The following is a 16,429-nucleotide window of genomic DNA, read 5'->3' on the forward strand; positions in this document are numbered from 1 at the left end:
GATGCCCGTGATGTTGCCCGAGCAATAGCCGCAACACCAGAATACGTGCAGTCACGGCATCGCCGTAAGAAGGTCGAGATGCTCTTTGCTCACCTCAAGCGCATTCTCCGGATGGCGCGCCTGAGGCTGCGAGGTCCATGCGGTGCCCGCGATGAATTCCTGCTTGCAGCGACCGCCCAAAACCTCAGGAGGCTTGCCAAGCTGAGGCCACTGCGAACGCCGCAAGGCGCTATCGCCGCCTGACGGCGGCGGAGATGAAACCCTGCGCCGAGGCGCGGGGATCGAAAACGCAAACCCGCCGTCCAAAAGGAAAAAACGGCAGGACGAGCGGAAAATCAGTCGAGTTTTTCAACGATATCGGCCGAAAGCAGCCATCGTCGAAGGCTTCTCAAGCCCCTGTGACGCGCCAGATGACGTCGCCCACATCGTCCGCCATCAGCACGGCGCCGTCGGCGGCGAGCGCCACGCCGACCGGGCGGCCGTAGGAATGTTTCTCGTCCGGAGAGAGGAAATCGGTGAGGATTTCGCGCGGCATGCCAACGGGCTTGCCGTTCTCGAAGGCGACGAAGGCGAGCTTGTAGCCGGAAAGTTTCGAGCGGTTCCACGATCCGTGCTGGCCGATCGCCATGCCGGCCGGAAAGCCCGGCAGCGTGCCTTCGGGCAGCCAGCAGAGGCCGAGCGAGGCGGTATGCCCGCCGAGCGCATAATCGGGCTGCAGCGCCGAAGCGACCTTTGCGGCATCCTGCGGCACGCGGTCGTCCACCACCCGGTCCCAGTAGCAGAACGGCCAGCCGTAGAAGCCGCCGTCGCGGACCGAGGTCAGGTAGTCGGGCGGCGTCTCGTCGCCCAGCCCGTCGCGCTCGTTGACGACGGTCCACAGCATGCCGCCCTCCGGCTCCCATGCCATGCCGACCGGGTTGCGCAACCCGCCGGCAAAGATGCGCGACCGGCCGGATGCGATGTCGTATTCGAAAATGCAGGCGCGGTTTTCCTCCGCCGCCATGCCGGCATCGCCGATATTGCTGAGCGAGCCGACCGCGACGTAGAGCTTGGCGCCGTCCTTGCTGACGATCAGGTTGCGCGTCCAGTGCCCGCCGGGGATCAGGTCCATCAGCTTCTTGCCCGGCGTGGTGATCTTCGTTGCTCCCGGCTCGTAAGGGTAGGCCAGAAGCGCGTCGCTGGCGCCGACATAGAGCGTGTCGCCGACGAGCGCGATGCCGAAGGGCTGGCGCACGTTCTCGATATAGGCGTGGCTTTCCTCGGCCACGCCGTCGCGGTCGGCATCGCGCAGCAGGGTGACGCGGTTGGCGCTGTCGCCGGAGGCTCGGGCCCGCTGCATGGTTGCCGACATGGCATGGTCGAACAGGCTTTGCGGATTGCCCCGCTCGCCCATGGATTCCGCCACCAGCACGTCGCCATTGGGCATGACATGCATGTTGCGCGGATGATCCAGTCCGCGCGCAAAGGCATTGACCTTGAGCCCGGCGGCCGCCGTCGGCTTGTGGTCGCCCTCCCAGCCCTTCGCCGTCGGCATCTTCAGCGTCGGTATCATGCCCTGCGGCTTGGCCACCGGAATGGCCGGCGCCGTGCCATAGACGGGTGCCCGTGGAGCATCGCCCGAGTGACGAACGGCAACGATGCCCTTGCTGATGAATTCGATGAAACGGGCAAAAGAGGAAGGCGCAGCCATGGGATGCCTCGGGCTATGAGGGAAACGGGAGGCCGGACGCTAGAGCCTTTGCGCGGGCAGCACCAGAGGGAGGTGTGAAAATTTGCGGGGTGGGGAGAGAAGGAGGGAGGATAAGTGTCACGTTCCTACGGGCGCTGCACACTGCGGGGCGAAGGCCGTCCATAGCATTCGGGCAGGCCGTATCAGCCCATCCCGATGCCGAGGCTCAAATTATACCTTGCTTGCGAAGTTCGGCTTCCTCATCGCCCGTGATCCATCCGAATACCCTGCATTTGCCATTGGCCAGGCGCGTCAGATAGACATTCGTGAAGTCGATCGTCATTTGCCTCCCGTCGCGATCATATGTCGCCCGCCAGTCGACGCGGACGAGCGCATGCATCGCGTCGATCTCATCTGCCTGAAGGCCGGCGACCTCCATTTGTCGAGCGCCGATCTCGCGATTGCGCGCGAAGCCGGTCGCTATCGCCTTCCTGAAATCCTCGTCCTTATTGCCGGCTATGACGCCTGCCGGGGCCGCTCCTATGAAGGCATCCTCATAAAGATCGCTGATCGCAGCCATATCTGGCGCGCCGCCGAGTGCCGCGCTCGTCTCCTTCTCCTAGCGACCAAAAAGATCCCTTATTGCTTGCTGCATGGCCCAAACTCGCCTGAAAAATCTGTTCTGATCACCCGTCAACGCGTTACGGGCATCAATGGTCCTGGCCGGCGACGGCCCAGCCAACTCGACCGGATTGTGCCGGGAGAGGCTGCTCGGAAAAACACGCGGCCTCAGCCGATAGGTGAAGCCTTGAGCAGGCCTGCTCGCAAGACTTGCGGACATCTGACGGGCCGCAATGCGTCACCTGCCTGTCACCGCCACGCGGATCGCGGTGACGACATGATCGAACTCATATGGCTTGGTGAAAAAGGGAATATCTTCCGGCAAACTTGAAGGATCGGGCGTAACCCTCCCTGATGTCACGATTATCTTTATGGGCGGCCACCGATCGCGGACGAATGCCGCAAGCTTCAACCCATCCATGGTGCCCGGCATGTCTATGTCGGTGAAGATCAGCCGAACCTCCGGATACTGTTCTATGACGGAGATAGCCTGGTCGGCGGATTCCGCTTCCAATACCCGGAACCCGGAAAGCTCCAGTTCGTCGACGATTCCAAGGCGAACCAGGGCGTCGTCTTCCACGACGAGAACTGTGGCAGTATCCGAATGCATGAGCCATCTCGTTTCGGTTAGAGCGGATTGGCTCTGCTTCAAGCCCTTACGACATCTTTGTCTGATACCGTACATAACAGGAGAGGGCGGCATTCGTTCCTGTGCCGGTCAGAAATTTGTCAGATCACCGTCGCCTTCTTGAAATCGTGGCCCGTCTGATCCACGCGTCACAGCCGCTCAGCACCACCCGCATCATCCAGCTGCGGCAGCACCGCCCGGATATGCTCGCCGAGCGCCTTCGCCGCCGATGACGGCTGGTGTTCGGCAAATTCCAGCGCGATGCCGATCGTCGGCAGGGGCGGCAGGCCTTCGGTCACGATATGCAGGTCCGGCGGCACGGCGGTGCGGGTGAGCACGCTGACGGCATGGCCGGAGCGGGCGATCGCGATCAGCCCGGCAAGGCTGTCGCTCGCAAACGCCACCCGGTAGCGGCGACCGGCAGACGCCATCGCATCGCAGGCAGCCCGATGATCCAGCGTCATCGGCGCCGACAAGGCCAACGGCAGGACGGGATTGGCAAGCACGTCGGGTTCCGGCCGGTCCGCCACCCAGACGAAATCCTCTTCGCGGATGACATCTGCATGATCCGGTTCGGGCAGCGAGACGAGCGCGAGATCGATCTGCCGGCGCTGGAGAAGGGGTTTCAGCCCGATCGTCGGCGCGCAGACCATGCGCAGTTCGACCTCCGGATGAGCGGCGCAGAAGCAACGCAACAATTCCGGCAGGAAGGCGATCGAATAATCCTCCGGGCAGCCGAGGCTGACCGCGCCTTTCAGCGCAGCCCCTCCCATATCGGCGAGGATCTCGTCATGCCGTGCGATGAGGCTTTCAGCATGGGCAAGCAGCCGCTCTCCCGCCGCCGTCAACCGCACGCCGGCACCGGTGCGCTGCAGCAGGTCCTGACCGACACCTTCGGCGAGCCGTTGCATCTGCATGCTGAGCGCCGATTGGGTGCGACCCACCTGCGCGGCCGCAAGGCTGATCGAGCCGGTGCGGGCGACGATGACGAAGTTTTTCAGAAGGGCGAGATCGAGCATGGCGATATCAGTTTTGTCGATATCGGATTGAAATACTATCAATTGGACTTTGACGCCAGACACCTGCACCTTTTCGGTCGATTACGGGGCTTCGGCATGTGAAGAAAAGACCCCCTCCCAAACAACCGGGGTCGAGCGCGGGTCTCGACCCGTCCTTACGGACTCCACAGAGGGGAGGGCTTAACCCAGCCGCTGCGCCTAAGCGCAATTGAGCGGAACGGGTGCCGCGGGTCTTCTTCTCCCTTGTGGGGGAGATGGCCGGCAGGCCAGAGGGGGACTTGCTTCACATGCGAAACCCCTGCGCTCAATCGGGATCACAAAAGGGGAAAGCCGCCATGGACAATCGTGCAAAATCATCTGTCTCGCTGAACGACGATCCGGCCTTCTGGGCCGACGCCGACAAGCATCTGACGCGTTACGGGCCGGCCTTCGAACAGGTCATCATCGAGCGCGCCGAAGGGGCCTATGTCTATGATGCCGATGGCCGGGCCATTCTCGATTTCACCTCCGGCCAGATGAGCGCCGTGCTCGGCCATACCCACCCGGATATTGTCGCCACCGTCAACCGCCAGATGGCATCCGTGGCGCACCTCTTTTCCGGCATGCTGTCGCGCCCGGTGGTGGAACTGGCCGCCCGGCTTGCAGCGCTGGCGCCGGGGCTCGACCGGGTGCAGCTCCTGACGACGGGAGCGGAATCCAACGAGGCGGCAATCCGTATGGCGAAGCTCGTCACCGGCGGGCACGAGATCGTCGCCTTCGCGCAGAGCTGGCACGGCATGACCGGGGCGGCGGCGTCGGCCACCTACAGCGCCGGCCGCAAGGGATATGGTCCTGTTTCGGCGGGCTCCTATGTCATTCCGGCGCCGAACGCCTATCGCCCACGCTTCAAGCACCCGGACGGTTCGAACGACTGGCAGGCGGAGCTGGACGATGCCTTCCATCTGATCGACAACCAGTCGACCGGCAATCTCGCCGCCTTCATCGCCGAGCCGATCCTGTCCTCCGGCGGCATTCTGGAACTGCCGGTCGGTTATCTCGCGGCACTGAAGAAAAAATGCGAGGAGCGCGGCATGCTGCTGATCCTCGACGAAGCCCAGACAGGCGTCGGTCGCACCGGCAACATGTTCGCCTTCCAGCGGGATGGCGTCACGCCCGACATCATGACGCTGTCGAAGACGCTCGGCGCCGGCCTGCCGCTCGCAGCGGTGATGACCAGCGCCGAGGTGGAAGAGAAGGCCTTCGAAAAGGGGTTCCTGTTCTATACGACCCATGTCTCCGACCCGCTGCCGGCGGCCGTCGGAGTCACGGTTCTGGATGTCGTGGCGCGCGACAACCTAGTGGAACAGGCGGTAACGCGCGGCAGGCGCCTCAAGGACGGACTTCTGTCGCTGCAGCAGCGTTTCGAATGCGTCGGCGACGTGCGCGGCCGTGGGCTGCTTCTGGGCCTGGAAGTCGTCACCGACCGCCACAGCAAGGCACCCGGTTTCGAACTCGGAGCCAGGATCATGGAGGAGGCGATGGTGCGGGGTCTCTCGATGAACATCGTCAAACTCCCCGGCATGGGCGGTGTCTTCCGCATCGCCCCGGCCCTGACGGTAACGGATGCCGAGATCGACCGCGGTGTGGAGATCATGGCCGATGCGATCGAGGCCGCGCAAAAGGGGCGGTGAGGGTTCCTATCGCCGATCTCCCCCCCGTGTGGGGGAGATGCCCGGCACGGCAGAGGGGGTGGTTCCACACACTCTTCGTAAGCCGAGTTCGCCGCGCCACCCCCCTCTGTCATCTCCGATGACATCTCCCCCACAAGGGGGGAGATTGGTGGGTGCGACGCGCTCGTCTTCCACTACGACCCTTGCAGGCCGTCGTCGTCCGGGTCTTGGAGGTCCGTGTCAATATCGAGATCGGGCACGGCAACCGTCATTCGCCCATGGCGATGGTCGTGATCTCGATCTGGACGCCGTCATAGGAATAGTCGAGGAGATAATCGCTCGTGACCAGCGTGCGGTTTCCCGCAATTTGAAGGCCGTGTATCTGATTGCCGGATTGCGGAAAATCCTGGAGCAGCCGTTTGGCTTTCTTGATCGCCTGCGAGAAGTTCTTTGCGGCGGTCGGGCTGCGCTCACGCAGATATTCCGCCTCTCTTCTGATTTAATTCGCCGCGTCCCTGGAAAGCCTGATCGGGATCATGCGGCCTTGCCGGCAATAATCTTATCCAGATCGGCAATGACATCATCGATATCCTCGAACTCGCCTGCGGCAATCTGCTCGCGCCCCTTGACCGCAGCCAGGATATCGGAGCCTTCGTTCAGCAGATATGTCCTGAGGGCACGAACGATGATGTAGCTTCTCGAACGTTCTGTCGCCTCGGCGATAACGTTGATATCCGACAGCACATCCGCAGGAACGCGCAGGGTGACCGACTCTGTGCTGGCTTTCGACATAGCATTGTTTCCCTGAATACCCGTAAGACGTTGTAAGACAATGTGAGGTAATCCGGGGCTCGCTGCAAGAGTATGCCGGCGCAAAAAAAAACCCTCGCGAGGGAAACGCGAGGGGTTCGCAAAATAAGGCTGGATAGTCAGAAACGAGGCTGACGACGCCTCGGGGGTGATGAAATCACAGGTCGCGACAATCCGCTTCACCCGTTCGGGGGATATTTTATCGATCGGGACGATATTTTGGATCAATTTTCGTGGGTTGAGGTTCGGCCTGCACCATATGGTGATGGTCAGCATGCCATTCCGCCTTGCCCCGTTGCCGCGATTTCCCATATTGGGCGCGAGAGCCCCGAAAGGGGCAAGCTGACGAGAAGGGTAAGCCCTGACGGCCTTTGCGGGCCGTTCGGACCCGAGGCAAAACCCGAGGGAGTTTCCCGTGTTTCATTTCGACAATTCCTATGCCCGCCTGCCGGAAAAATTCTACGCATCCGCCTATCCCGAGCCGGTCGAGGGGCCGAAGCTGCTGAAGTTCAACGAGGCACTGGCAAAGGAGCTCGGTGTCGAGGCCGATTTTGCTGACCCGGACCGGCTGGCGGCGACGCTTGCCGGCAATGTCGTGCCGCAGGGCGCGATGCCGATCGCCATGGCCTATGCCGGCCACCAGTTCGGTTCCTTCGTGCCGCAGCTCGGCGACGGGCGGGCGATCCTGCTCGGCGAGGTCGTGGATGCCGACGGCCAGCGCCGCGATATACAGTTGAAGGGGGCTGGTCCGACGCCGTTTTCGCGCCGCGGCGACGGGCGCGCCGCACTCGGGCCGGTGCTGCGGGAATATATCGTTTCCGAGGCGATGCATGCGCTCGGCATTCCGGCGACGCGGGCGCTGGCCGCGGTCGCGACCGGCGAGCAGGTCTATCGCGAGATGCCGGAACAGGGCGCGGTCTTCGTGCGCGTCGCGGCAAGCCATGTGCGGGTCGGCACGTTCCAGTTCTTCGCCGCGCGCGGCGACAACGACGGTGTCAGGACACTCGCGGATTACGTCATCGAACGGCATTATCCCGATCTGAAGACTGCTGAAAATCCTTATCTCGCGCTGCTCAGGGCCGTCGCCTTCCGGCAGGCGGAGCTGATCGCCCGCTGGCTCGGCGTCGGCTTCATCCATGGCGTGATGAACACCGACAACATGACGATTTCCGGCGAGACAATCGACTTTGGCCCCTGCGCCTTTCTCGACGAATATCACCAGATGAAGGTGTTTTCCTCGATCGACCAGGGCGGGCGTTATGCCTATCGCAACCAGCCGGGCATCGGCCAGTGGAACATCGCGAGATTGGCCGAATGCCTCGTGCCGCTGCTGGACGAGGATCAGGACAAGGCGGTGGACGAGGCCAATGGCGTGCTGAAGGAATTCGGCGAGCGGTTCCAGAGCGCCTGGATCGCGGTTTTCCGCGGAAAGATCGGGCTGGAGACGCAGGCCGACGGTGACGGGCAGCTGGTGCAGGATCTACTGACGGCAATGCAGGAGGCCGAGGCCGATTTCACGCTTGTTTTCCGCGGGCTGGCCGATGCGGCGGAAGGGTCTGACGAATGTTTTCTCGCCTGTTTTGCCGATCCCGCCAAGGCCGTCGAGTGGCTGGCGGCGTGGCGCGAGCGGCTGGCAGCGGAGACCGCAGGCGATGCCGAGCGGGCGCTAGCGATGCGCGGGGTCAACCCGGCGATCATTCCGCGCAACCATCGAATCCAGGAAGCGATTTCTGCCGCCAATTACGGCGACTTCTCCTTTTTCGAGCGGCTGCTGCAGGCGTTGGAAAAGCCCTATGAGGAACGCGCTGAATTTGCCGACTACATGACGCCGCCGAAGCCCGACGAGCGGGTGGCCCGGACGTTCTGCGGGACATGACGCGACTTCGCCCCTCTTCGAAAGACGAAGTCGTCATTCCCTTGTTTTAAGCCAAGCGCGGACGCAGGGGGGCCTGCTGTTGCAGGAGCTGCCTAGTCCTTCAGGCCGGCAATTGCCGCCTCGATGGCCGGCAGGGCGTCCGGACCGGGTGGCAGAAGCGGGCGGGGCGGCAGGCCGGTTTTTAGGCCCAGCATCTCGGCTGCGGCATAAACGACCCTGAGGCTGCCATGGGCCTTGAAGGCCTGCCAGAGCGGATGAAAGAGAGCGTCGAGGCGGGCGGTTTCTGTCGCATCGCCGGCGAGTGCGGCGCGTGTGAGCGCCAATGACGGCTTGGGGAACAGGCCGCCGATGACGCTGTACCAGCAGTCGGCGCCGGAAAGCAGCGCCTTGCCGCATTCCCAGTCGCCGCTATAGCCGATCGAAAAACTGCCCGGCGTGACCGAACGCAGCTGGGCGAGTTCGCCGGAAAAATCGAGATCCTCGGCGATCGGCATCTTCACCGCGCTGATATTGGCAAGACCGGCAAGACGGGCGATCAGCCCGTCGCTGAAGGAGAAATGCGTCGTCGACGGGTTGTTGTAGATGGCGAGCGGCAGGTCGGTGGCCGAAGCCGCGGCCTCGTAATGACGAAACGCCTCTTCTTCGGTCAGCGGCGTGTAAGAGACGGGGGCGAGCAGCAGCGCATCGGCGCCGCAGGCCGCCGCATCACGGGCGAGCGCCTGGACTTCGTCGGTGCGAAGCGCGCCGATGCCGACGATGACGGGAACCTTGCCGGCGGCGCATTCGACCGCAGCCTTGACCGCCCGGCGGCGCTGTTCCCGCGCAAGATACATGTAGGCGCCGGTGCTGCCGAGCAGGCCGATCGAATTCGCCTTGGCGTCGACGATGCGGGCGACGAGCCGCTGCAGGGCATCGGTATCGACACGGCCGTTCTCGTCCGCCGGTGTCAGCGGGAAGGCGGAAAGGCCGGTGAAGACGGGAGGCTTGGTCGGCATGTCGGCGGGGGTGGCGGCAGGCATGAAGGGCTCCGGCTGGGATGTCTTGGGTGGACTATGGACGGAAAGAAACGGATCGCAAGCGGGATTGTTGCGGGGGAGGTTTTTTGACCGATCTCCCCCCTTGTGGGGGAGATGTCACGTAAGTGACAGAGGGGGGTGGGTGCTGCGAACTCAACTGGCAAAGGAGTGCGGAGAGACACCCCCCTCTGCCCTGCCGGGCTACCTGGGCCGAGCCACGGGTCTCGGCCCGCTCTGCGAGCCCCCCACAAGGGGGGAGATCACCCAAGATTAAGCCGCCGCGAGCTGCCTTGATCTTGCGGTCTGGATTTCCTTCACCGGCGGCAGGCCGAACATGCGGCGGTATTCGCGGTTGAACTGCTGGACGCTTTCGTAGCCGACGGAGAAGGCCGCGATGCTGGAATTGGCGCCTTCGGCGAGCATCATTCGGCGCGCCTCGATGAGCCTCAGCTGCTTCTGGAACTGCAGCGGCGACAGCGAGGTGACCGAGCGGAAATGCTGGTGGAAGGAGGACGGGCTCATGCCGGCGACCGAGGCGAGTTCCTCGACCGGCAGGGTTTTCGCAAAATCGGCCCGCATCACGTTGACCGCCCGGCCAATGCGCTGGACATGGCCGTCGGTGACGCCGAGACGGCGGATCGCCGCGCCGTGGCGCCCGGCAAGCAGCCAGTAATGGATCTCCCGCATCAGCGAGCCGTGCAGGTGCTGGATTGCTGCCGGACGATCGAGCAGGCGCATGAGGCGAAGCGCGCTGTCGGCGACTTCCGCATGGGTGGGCTCGTTGCGCACCGCGGCACCGCCCGGATCCGCGATCGGCCCCATCTCGGCCGATAGCTCGGCGATGATTGCGGCGTCGAGACAGATCACCATCGAGAAATAGGGTTCGACGACGCTTGCCCTCCTGATCTGGCTGACCGTGGGCACGTCGGCGGTGATCAGCAGCGAATCCCCGGCTTCGAAGGTGAGGGTCTGGTTGCCCATCGTCACCAGCTTGGTGCCCTGCAGCACGAGGCAGGCGAGCGGCGAGGTGATCTGGTGCTGCAGCTCGCTCGGCGCCGTCGCGCGGATGACGGTGAGGCCGGCAATCGGCGTTGAGGCGAAGCCCGTGTGGTCGGCATGGGCCATGGAATAGCGGCGGACAGTATCGAGCAGCGTGTCGTTCATGGAGGCGAGACTACACGGGAGCGGCATGGGCGTAAACGGCATTTGGAGGAATAGGCAAAGAATGCCGAGCTTCCGGCAACCGGGGAACGATGGCCATGGGCATATTCGGCGCGTCGACAGGACGTCGCCGCCGGATCCCGAAAAGCGGTTCCCAACAGGGGATCAGGCAAGGGATCCGCAGGCCGGCATCCGACCGACCGGGGCAGCCAAAAGCCCCGACGCCCAATCACCGGATCGCCGTGAGCGCCGGTCCAAGCCCATCATCCGGCCGGCCTTCCGGCCGTTCAAGCCATGGAGAGCTAACATGACGAAGATTGCCATCATCACCGGTGCCAGCCGCGGTCTCGGCCGCAACACCGCGCTTCACATCGCCGACAAGGGCAGCGACGTAATCATCACCTACCGCAGCAGAAAAGAAGAGGCCGAAGCTGTCGTTGCCGAGATCGAGGCGAAGGGCCGCAAGGCCGCCGCCTTCCAGCTCGACACCGCCGACATTTCGACCTTTCCGGCCTTTGTCGAGAGCCTGCGCAGGGTGCTGAAGGACAAGTGGCAGCGCGATACGTTCGACCACCTGGTCAACAATGCCGGCCATGGCGAATATGCGATGATTGCCGACACGACCGAGGCGCAGTTCGACGGGCTGGTGAATGTGCACCTGAAGGGGGTCTTCTTCCTGACCCAGGCGCTTCTGCCGGTGATTGCCGACGGTGGCCGGATCGTCAACCTGTCGACGGGCCTGACGCGCATTTCCGCCCCCGGCTTTTCCGCCTATTCTGCGGTCAAGGGCGCAATCGAGATCCTCAGCATCTACATGGCCAAGGAACTGGGCGCCCGCGGCATCGCCGTCAACACGGTGGCGCCCGGCGCAATCGAGACCGACTTCCTCGGCGGCGCGGTGCGCGACCAGCCGGACATGAACAAGTTCTTCGCCGACATCATTGCACTTGGCCGCGCCGGCGTGCCGGACGATATCGGCCCGATGATCGCGGGCCTTTTGACCGAGGACAACCGCTGGATCAATGCCCAGCGGATCGAGGTTTCGGGTGGGCAGGTGATCTGAGGGGCGGGGGAAGGATCCCCTCACTTGCGATTTCTAAGACTTAGCTGCGACTAAGATCTTGAAATCGGTATCTCTCCCACAAGGGGAGAGATACCAGAGCTCGCGACACCCTCAGCGCTATATCTCTCCCCCTATGGGAGAGGTTACAAAATCAAGATCTTAACCGCAGGCTAAGCCTTCGATTTTGTTGGTGATGGGGACACTTTCCCTCGCCTAGATCACCGAAAATCACCGCGATAGGAAAGTAATCCTTGACGGTGCTTTGGTGGGGTTTGTGCATGGTCGAAGAGCCGTGCAGAGGGCGCGGTTTGTGACGACAACGCCGGTGATGAAACGGCGGATCGCCGACCCTTCGACGCGGCTGGGAAATCTCGATCGTCGGCAATGCGGGCAATCAAGCGTCGGCGCTCATTCCTGCTGCGGCATCGTCGTGGCCGGTATCGAGCTTCCGGCCGGGCGATGGTGCTGGCTGATCGTTCGGTGGAGGGCGCAACACCTCCGCCTGGGCGACGGCGGTGGTCAAGGCCTATCGGCGGTTCGAGGCCGATAGGGTTGTGGCCGAGGTCAACCAGAGCGGTGAGATGCTGAAAGGCGTCGACGTAGCACTGCCGCTGGCGCGGGTTAGGGCACCGCGCGGCAAATTTTGCCCGCGCCGAGCCGATGGCCGCTCTCTACGAGCAGGGGAGGGTTGCCCTGTGGGACATTTCACCGAACTGGAAGACCAGATATGCGATTTTGGCCCGGACGGCCTGTCGTCGGGCCGTTCGCCCGATTGGCTGGATGCGCTGATCTGGGTACCCCACGTCGCTGGTGCTGGAAGCCCAGGGCAAGCCGCGGGTGAGGGGATATAGCAGGTCGAAGGCGATATCGCCGAGCTCAGACTGCGCAGCGCAGGACGGACCAAACAAATCCCGGAGCCATATCCTGCCGACAAACAGAAGCGCCGTGCCCAGAAGAGCCGGCGCTGCAATTTGATACGGATCGGACATGTTGCATGCCCGAATAGGAAGAATGGCTCAGCGCTGGTTGGGCTGACGCGAAGGGCTTTCCTGGATCTGCTTCCATTCGGATTCCAGACGTTCAGCGACATGCTGGGGGATCGGCTTGGAGGGGGCTGCCTGTGCCGGCTGCTGCATCGTCATGATCTCCTGTTTTGTTGCGCTGCACTATCATCGCAGCGCCGACATGAACGTCGGATGAGCGAATTGGTTCCACAACCCACACCGAAAGTAAATGTGCGCCTAAGGCGTTAAAACGATTTAGTTTTTCTAAACCGATTGAATTTTGTGAACGCGGTAAAGAGGTAGGATTAATATGGGTCCCAACCGCCACTTTTCTTCGACCACGACCGTCGCAATCTCTTCGGCGGCCGGCTCTCCAAGGGCAGGTCGAGGGGCTGGAGGCGATACTGGACGGCTGGATGAAGCGCTCGGCGACGCTTTCCGGTGGGCTCGGGGCGGATGGTGGCGACGATGCGTTGGCCTATGTTCTCGCCACAGCCTTTCACGATTCGGCGGGGACATTTACCGGGCGGGCGCTCGGTCGCTATTTTTCGAAGGGCAAGGCGGCCGGGGCGGGTGCGCGGAAGAATATCAATGGCACGGACAGGGCCGACCTGGTGGCGCTGCATGTGCGGGTGTCTCAGGCGGGTCTGGAGGTCGAGCGAGCGAGTCCGTGCCACAGGCCAAGTTCAGAAGTGGATCGTGTAGGTCATGACTGAGAGATGGGCAGGGCCGCCGGGGTGACGGTCGCACCAACGCGGAGGCGGGTGCCGCGATATCTGCCGCTGCAGATTGTTTCGGGCACACCATCCAGCTGATCGGAGCTCGGCGGATTGAGCCCAAGCTCGCTGAAGGCCCATTTGAGGGCGACGATCGCTTACGAGTGGCCCGCTACCATTGGAATATACTGGCTGGCTATTTCGGGCATGGTTCTTTCGGGACCGATGCCGGAAATGGGATCGGCGGTGGACGTGTCGATTGCGGCCTTGTAGACGAGATCTTCCAGCAGAGCAGTGCCGTTCCAGAAGCGGATGCCGAGATCCAACAGGATGCGGGAACCGGTGAAAAACGCCGTCGAAGCGACGAGAACAACAAGACCCGACGTCACAAATGTGCGCTGGAAGGCCCGGCCCGATGTCATGGTCCGCACGAGTATCCCGTTCGATGTTTCGCTTTGTCGGGGCCACATAGGCAGGGGACGATGGCGGTCAATTGTTCTGCGGTGAGGCCGCTGGTCTTGTCGGCAAGAGTCGCCGCTCCGTTGTGGGCTTTGCGCATGCATGGTAGCAGGCGCTCGATGTGACCGGAAATATTGCGGAGTTTCGATGATACGCCATATCGTGTTTTTCACGGCCACGGACGAGAATGTCGACGAGGTTCGGGCGGGGCTTTCGCTGCTGACGGCAAACCCGCATGCATCGGTGCTGGAGATAGGCACCAACGTGAAGACCGACCAGCTGGGCACGGATATCGATCTGGTCGTCTACGGCGAATTCGAGAACGAGGCGGCGCTGGCCGCCTACAAGGCGCATCCGATCTACCAGCAGTCAATCGACGCGGTGCGGCCGATCCGCGAAGTTAGGATCGCCGCCGACTATGACAGCGACAGGGCGGTGAAGATGCCGCTGCGCTAGAGCGGTTTCGCTTTTCGTCGAGCAGCGAAACGGCTCCAGGCCTGCCATTTTACGCAGTTCCGGACGCAAGACTGTTTACGCGCTTTAGCTGGAACTGCGCTAACCGGCCTCCCACGACGGCCGGCTCAGCCAAGAGGATCATCGAGTTCCTTCAATCGAGTACTGAACACTAAGGGGGGGCAGCATCTAGTGTCGCCGCCGCCTGCGCAATCGCTGCCGATATTTGACGGCGGTGCCTTCGGACGCCACGGGCGGTCGGGCGGGTCTGCCATGAGCGGCTTCCTGAGGAAGCTCGGCGGGTGGCCGGCGAGGTAGACGGCGCCGGCGATGACGGCTGATCCGCACAAGAAGCCCGAGTGCGACCAGAAAAAGCGTCTGAATGGCGTCCTCCCCAATGGGCGAAAACTCGCCAATCTGGGGCTTGCCGGGATCAGCGGCGACGGGGTGTTTTTACGGTTATGCCAGCGTCTTCGGCGCGATCAAACTGGGCAAGGACCGGATCGAGAGCGGGGCATTCCTAAACTCGCTCGTCGCCCGCGGGGCGCCGGCGGGGGCGGATGCTATACCAACTCGATCCGAACGAGCCGATCGGCGCCTGGAATCCACCGATCCCTCCGACACGCTGGTCGACCTAATCTATGCGCTGAAGGCGGGGCACCGGCAGAACGGCACTTTCATGTTGAACCGCAAGGTGCAGGCCGAAGGATGGCGTCAGGTGCAGGAGGTAGGCGGGCGCGTGACGGCGTTGATGTGCAATGCGGAACTGGCGCTGGAAGGATGTGTGCTGGTGAGCCTGTTCAGGACCAGAACCCGCTCACGGCGCGAACCGAAGACGCGCACCTTTCGGGTGGAGGTAAGGTTTAGGGCCGTGACGGAATGACCGTCTGGTTGGATCTGTGCGCCCTCCTCACCAGCGCGATGAGCATGCCGATGGCCGCCAGCGCAACGATGGCAAGCGCGATGGAGAAGACGAGCGCAGTTGCAACGCCGCTGCGGTCGATGAGCGCAGTGAAGATGATCGGTGCTAGCGCATTCGCGATGTTCTGCGGCATGGCGAGACGTGTCGCCTGGCGGCCGTATTCGCGCGGCGAGAAGAGGGCGAGCGGCAAAAGCGCCCGAGCAACGACCAGGATGCCGGCGCCGAAGCCGTAGAGGACGATGAAGGCCCATAGGCTGAGTGTCGATGCAGGCAGAAGCAGCAAGCAGGCGAAGGCCGCCACCATGAAGCTGGAACCCGCCACCGAGGTGAGGAACGGGTTGCCGCGCTTGCCGAGCAGCATGTCGATGCCGCGGGCCGAAATGCCGAGCACGCCGCGGGCTGCTGCAAGCTGCAGCGCAAATTCCGGCGTTGCACCCAGTCGCCGCAGGATTTCCAGCAGCGACGGCGACAGGCCGAAGGTGACGAAGGATGCAATCGCCGTCGTCATCGCGACCAGCAGGAACGCCGTCTTGCGGCTGTGCGGTGTCAGGGGAACGGGTGCGAGATCGGTGGCGTCGGCCGACTTTGAATAGACGATCGGCCTGGGCAGGCCGAAGAGATAGAGCGGGATGCAGACGAACACATGCAGGGCCGCGGCCATGAGCAACGTGCTGCGCCAGCCGACCATATCTGAAGACAGGCTGAGCAGCGGCCAAAAGATCGTGGCGGACAGGCCGGTGAACAGCATGAGGAAGGCGATCGTGCGCTTGCCGTTTGCCCCTTCCCGCTCGACGACAGCCGTATAGGCCGGGGCCGAGAGGACGAATGCGCCGCCGAGGCCGAGGATGATCCAGGCTGCCGCGTAGGTGACGACACCGGTCGACACGGCGAGGACGATGAGCCCGGCTGCGAAAAAACCGGACCCTGCCGCCATGACGCGTGCAGCACCGTGGCGATCTAGCATGCGCCCGACGAGAGGGCTTGCAAGCGCGTTGACCATCATCATCACGGACAGGCCGGCATAGACGATCTCGTTCGCAAGGCCGAGATCCGGGGCCAGCTTGCGGCCGAGCACACCGATGGTTTCAAAGGTCGTGCCCCAGCCGATCAGCTGCGTGACGGCAAGGACACCCACGGTCTGGGCTGAGCGAAGGGACATGCTGGTCATGGGACGGCTTTAGGGGACGGCTTGGGGGACGGATGCGTCGCGGGTGAACCTGCTACCGGCTGTATCAGGCCGGGTGGCCGGGGAGAAGTAGGCGTGTCGAAAAAGATGACATCGGATCAAGAAGGGGTTGCGGCATCGTAAAGCAAAAGGCAGAGACCTGCTTCTGAAGTCGATGAGGGCGGGTCGTTCGTGCCT

General features: G+C 63.0%; 15 protein-coding genes and 2 pseudogenes. 8 read left to right on the forward strand and 9 right to left on the reverse strand.

Annotated features, from left to right (window positions below; genetic code table 11):
• The coding region (locus BM216_RS32140) for a transposase (RefSeq protein ID WP_177231018.1) at positions 1-243 on the forward strand (243 nt) is incomplete at its 5' end.
• A 145-nt stretch (positions 244-388) separates the two neighbouring features.
• Here BM216_RS32140 and BM216_RS32145 read toward each other — a convergent pair.
• From BM216_RS32145 to BM216_RS32160, 4 genes are all read right to left on the reverse strand, one after another.
• Positions 389-1,690 carry a PQQ-dependent sugar dehydrogenase gene (locus tag BM216_RS32145; RefSeq protein ID WP_093004303.1) on the reverse strand — a complete coding sequence of 434 codons (1,302 nt, stop codon included), beginning with the start codon at positions 1,688-1,690 and terminating at the stop codon, positions 389-391.
• Between the two features lie 205 nt (positions 1,691-1,895).
• A complete protein-coding gene (locus BM216_RS32150) occupies positions 1,896-2,249 on the reverse strand; it encodes a hypothetical protein (protein WP_093004305.1) in 354 nt (117 codons plus the stop codon).
• A gap of 279 nt (positions 2,250-2,528) precedes the next feature.
• Positions 2,529-2,900 (reverse strand): response regulator, encoded by a 372-nt coding sequence (locus BM216_RS32155; protein ID WP_093004307.1) that lies wholly within the window; start codon positions 2,898-2,900, stop codon positions 2,529-2,531.
• A gap of 167 nt (positions 2,901-3,067) precedes the next feature.
• Positions 3,068-3,937, reverse strand: coding sequence for a LysR family transcriptional regulator (locus BM216_RS32160; RefSeq protein ID WP_177231019.1), 870 nt, complete (start codon positions 3,935-3,937; stop codon positions 3,068-3,070).
• A gap of 335 nt (positions 3,938-4,272) precedes the next feature.
• Here BM216_RS32160 and BM216_RS32165 point away from each other — a divergent pair, with 335 nt between their 5' ends.
• Entirely contained in the window at positions 4,273-5,607 is a 1,335-nt protein-coding gene (locus BM216_RS32165) for an aspartate aminotransferase family protein (protein WP_093004311.1), read from the forward strand.
• Between the two features lie 513 nt (positions 5,608-6,120).
• Here BM216_RS32165 and BM216_RS34960 read toward each other — a convergent pair.
• Positions 6,121-6,672, reverse strand: coding sequence for a CopG family ribbon-helix-helix protein (locus tag BM216_RS34960; protein ID WP_244530455.1), 552 nt, complete (start codon positions 6,670-6,672; stop codon positions 6,121-6,123).
• Between the two features lie 139 nt (positions 6,673-6,811).
• Here BM216_RS34960 and BM216_RS32185 point away from each other — a divergent pair, with 139 nt between their 5' ends.
• Positions 6,812-8,272: a protein adenylyltransferase SelO gene (locus tag BM216_RS32185; RefSeq protein ID WP_093004317.1), complete on the forward strand. Its 1,461-nt coding sequence runs from the start codon at positions 6,812-6,814 to the stop codon at positions 8,270-8,272.
• Positions 8,273-8,364: 92 nt separating this feature from the next.
• Here the strand turns inward: BM216_RS32185 and BM216_RS32190 are convergent, their stop codons facing one another.
• The gene (locus BM216_RS32190; protein ID WP_244530456.1) at positions 8,365-9,291 is read right to left on the reverse strand and encodes a dihydrodipicolinate synthase family protein; all 927 of its coding nucleotides are present in this window, start codon (positions 9,289-9,291) and stop codon (positions 8,365-8,367) included.
• A gap of 267 nt (positions 9,292-9,558) precedes the next feature.
• Positions 9,559-10,452: an AraC family transcriptional regulator gene (locus tag BM216_RS32195; protein ID WP_093004387.1), complete on the reverse strand. Its 894-nt coding sequence runs from the start codon at positions 10,450-10,452 to the stop codon at positions 9,559-9,561.
• Positions 10,453-10,756: 304 nt separating this feature from the next.
• Between BM216_RS32195 and BM216_RS32200 the strand changes: the two genes are divergently transcribed.
• The 3 genes and pseudogenes from BM216_RS32200 (at position 10,757) to BM216_RS32210 (ending at position 13,232) form a co-directional block, all read left to right on the forward strand.
• Positions 10,757-11,512, forward strand: coding sequence for an SDR family oxidoreductase (locus BM216_RS32200; RefSeq protein ID WP_093004319.1), 756 nt, complete (start codon positions 10,757-10,759; stop codon positions 11,510-11,512).
• Positions 11,513-11,915: 403 nt separating this feature from the next.
• A pseudogene (locus BM216_RS34965) lies at positions 11,916-12,358 on the forward strand (DNA-packaging protein); the annotation flags it as partial.
• 574 nt (positions 12,359-12,932) lie between these two features.
• A complete protein-coding gene (locus BM216_RS32210; protein ID WP_093004321.1) occupies positions 12,933-13,232 on the forward strand; it encodes a hypothetical protein in 300 nt (99 codons plus the stop codon).
• A gap of 158 nt (positions 13,233-13,390) precedes the next feature.
• Here the strand turns inward: BM216_RS32210 and BM216_RS32215 are convergent, their stop codons facing one another.
• A complete protein-coding gene (locus BM216_RS32215) occupies positions 13,391-13,663 on the reverse strand; it encodes a hypothetical protein (RefSeq protein ID WP_177231020.1) in 273 nt (90 codons plus the stop codon).
• Between the two features lie 175 nt (positions 13,664-13,838).
• On the opposite strand from BM216_RS32215, the gene BM216_RS32220 reads away from it, so the two are divergent.
• Both BM216_RS32220 and BM216_RS34425 read left to right on the forward strand, forming a co-directional pair.
• Positions 13,839-14,147 carry a Dabb family protein gene (locus BM216_RS32220; protein WP_093004325.1) on the forward strand — a complete coding sequence of 103 codons (309 nt, stop codon included), beginning with the start codon at positions 13,839-13,841 and terminating at the stop codon, positions 14,145-14,147.
• Positions 14,148-14,748: 601 nt separating this feature from the next.
• Positions 14,749-14,847 (forward strand): annotated as a pseudogene (locus BM216_RS34425) (phage major capsid protein); the annotation flags it as partial.
• Positions 14,848-15,007: 160 nt separating this feature from the next.
• Here BM216_RS34425 and BM216_RS32235 read toward each other — a convergent pair.
• Complete coding sequence (locus tag BM216_RS32235) at positions 15,008-16,234, reverse strand: MFS transporter (RefSeq protein WP_093004327.1); 1,227 nt, start codon at positions 16,232-16,234, stop codon at positions 15,008-15,010.
• Positions 16,235-16,429 lie beyond the last annotated feature (195 nt).

The sequence above is a fragment of the Rhizobium sp. NFR07 genome, assembly GCF_900111905.1.
GTDB lineage: Bacteria > Pseudomonadota > Alphaproteobacteria > Rhizobiales > Rhizobiaceae > Neorhizobium.

Excerpts from the sequence above, each read along its gene's own strand:
- BM216_RS32145 (WP_093004303.1), bottom strand. The coding sequence starts at position 1,690 with ATGGCTGCGCCTTCCTCTTTTGCCCGTTTCATCGAATTCATCAGCAAG.
- BM216_RS32210 (WP_093004321.1), top strand. The coding sequence starts at position 12,933 with ATGAAGCGCTCGGCGACGCTTTCCGGTGGGCTCGGGGCGGATGGTGGC.
- BM216_RS32155 (WP_093004307.1), bottom strand. The coding sequence starts at position 2,900 with ATGCATTCGGATACTGCCACAGTTCTCGTCGTGGAAGACGACGCCCTG.
- BM216_RS32195 (WP_093004387.1), bottom strand. The coding sequence starts at position 10,452 with ATGAACGACACGCTGCTCGATACTGTCCGCCGCTATTCCATGGCCCAT.
- BM216_RS32235 (WP_093004327.1), bottom strand. The coding sequence starts at position 16,234 with ATGACCAGCATGTCCCTTCGCTCAGCCCAGACCGTGGGTGTCCTTGCC.
- BM216_RS32190 (WP_244530456.1), bottom strand. The coding sequence starts at position 9,291 with ATGCCTGCCGCCACCCCCGCCGACATGCCGACCAAGCCTCCCGTCTTC.
- BM216_RS34960 (WP_244530455.1), bottom strand. The coding sequence starts at position 6,672 with ATGCTGACCATCACCATATGGTGCAGGCCGAACCTCAACCCACGAAAA.
- BM216_RS32150 (WP_093004305.1), bottom strand. The coding sequence starts at position 2,249 with ATGGCTGCGATCAGCGATCTTTATGAGGATGCCTTCATAGGAGCGGCC.
- BM216_RS32165 (WP_093004311.1), top strand. The coding sequence starts at position 4,273 with ATGGACAATCGTGCAAAATCATCTGTCTCGCTGAACGACGATCCGGCC.
- BM216_RS32200 (WP_093004319.1), top strand. The coding sequence starts at position 10,757 with ATGACGAAGATTGCCATCATCACCGGTGCCAGCCGCGGTCTCGGCCGC.
- BM216_RS32220 (WP_093004325.1), top strand. The coding sequence starts at position 13,839 with ATGATACGCCATATCGTGTTTTTCACGGCCACGGACGAGAATGTCGAC.
- BM216_RS32160 (WP_177231019.1), bottom strand. The coding sequence starts at position 3,937 with ATGCTCGATCTCGCCCTTCTGAAAAACTTCGTCATCGTCGCCCGCACC.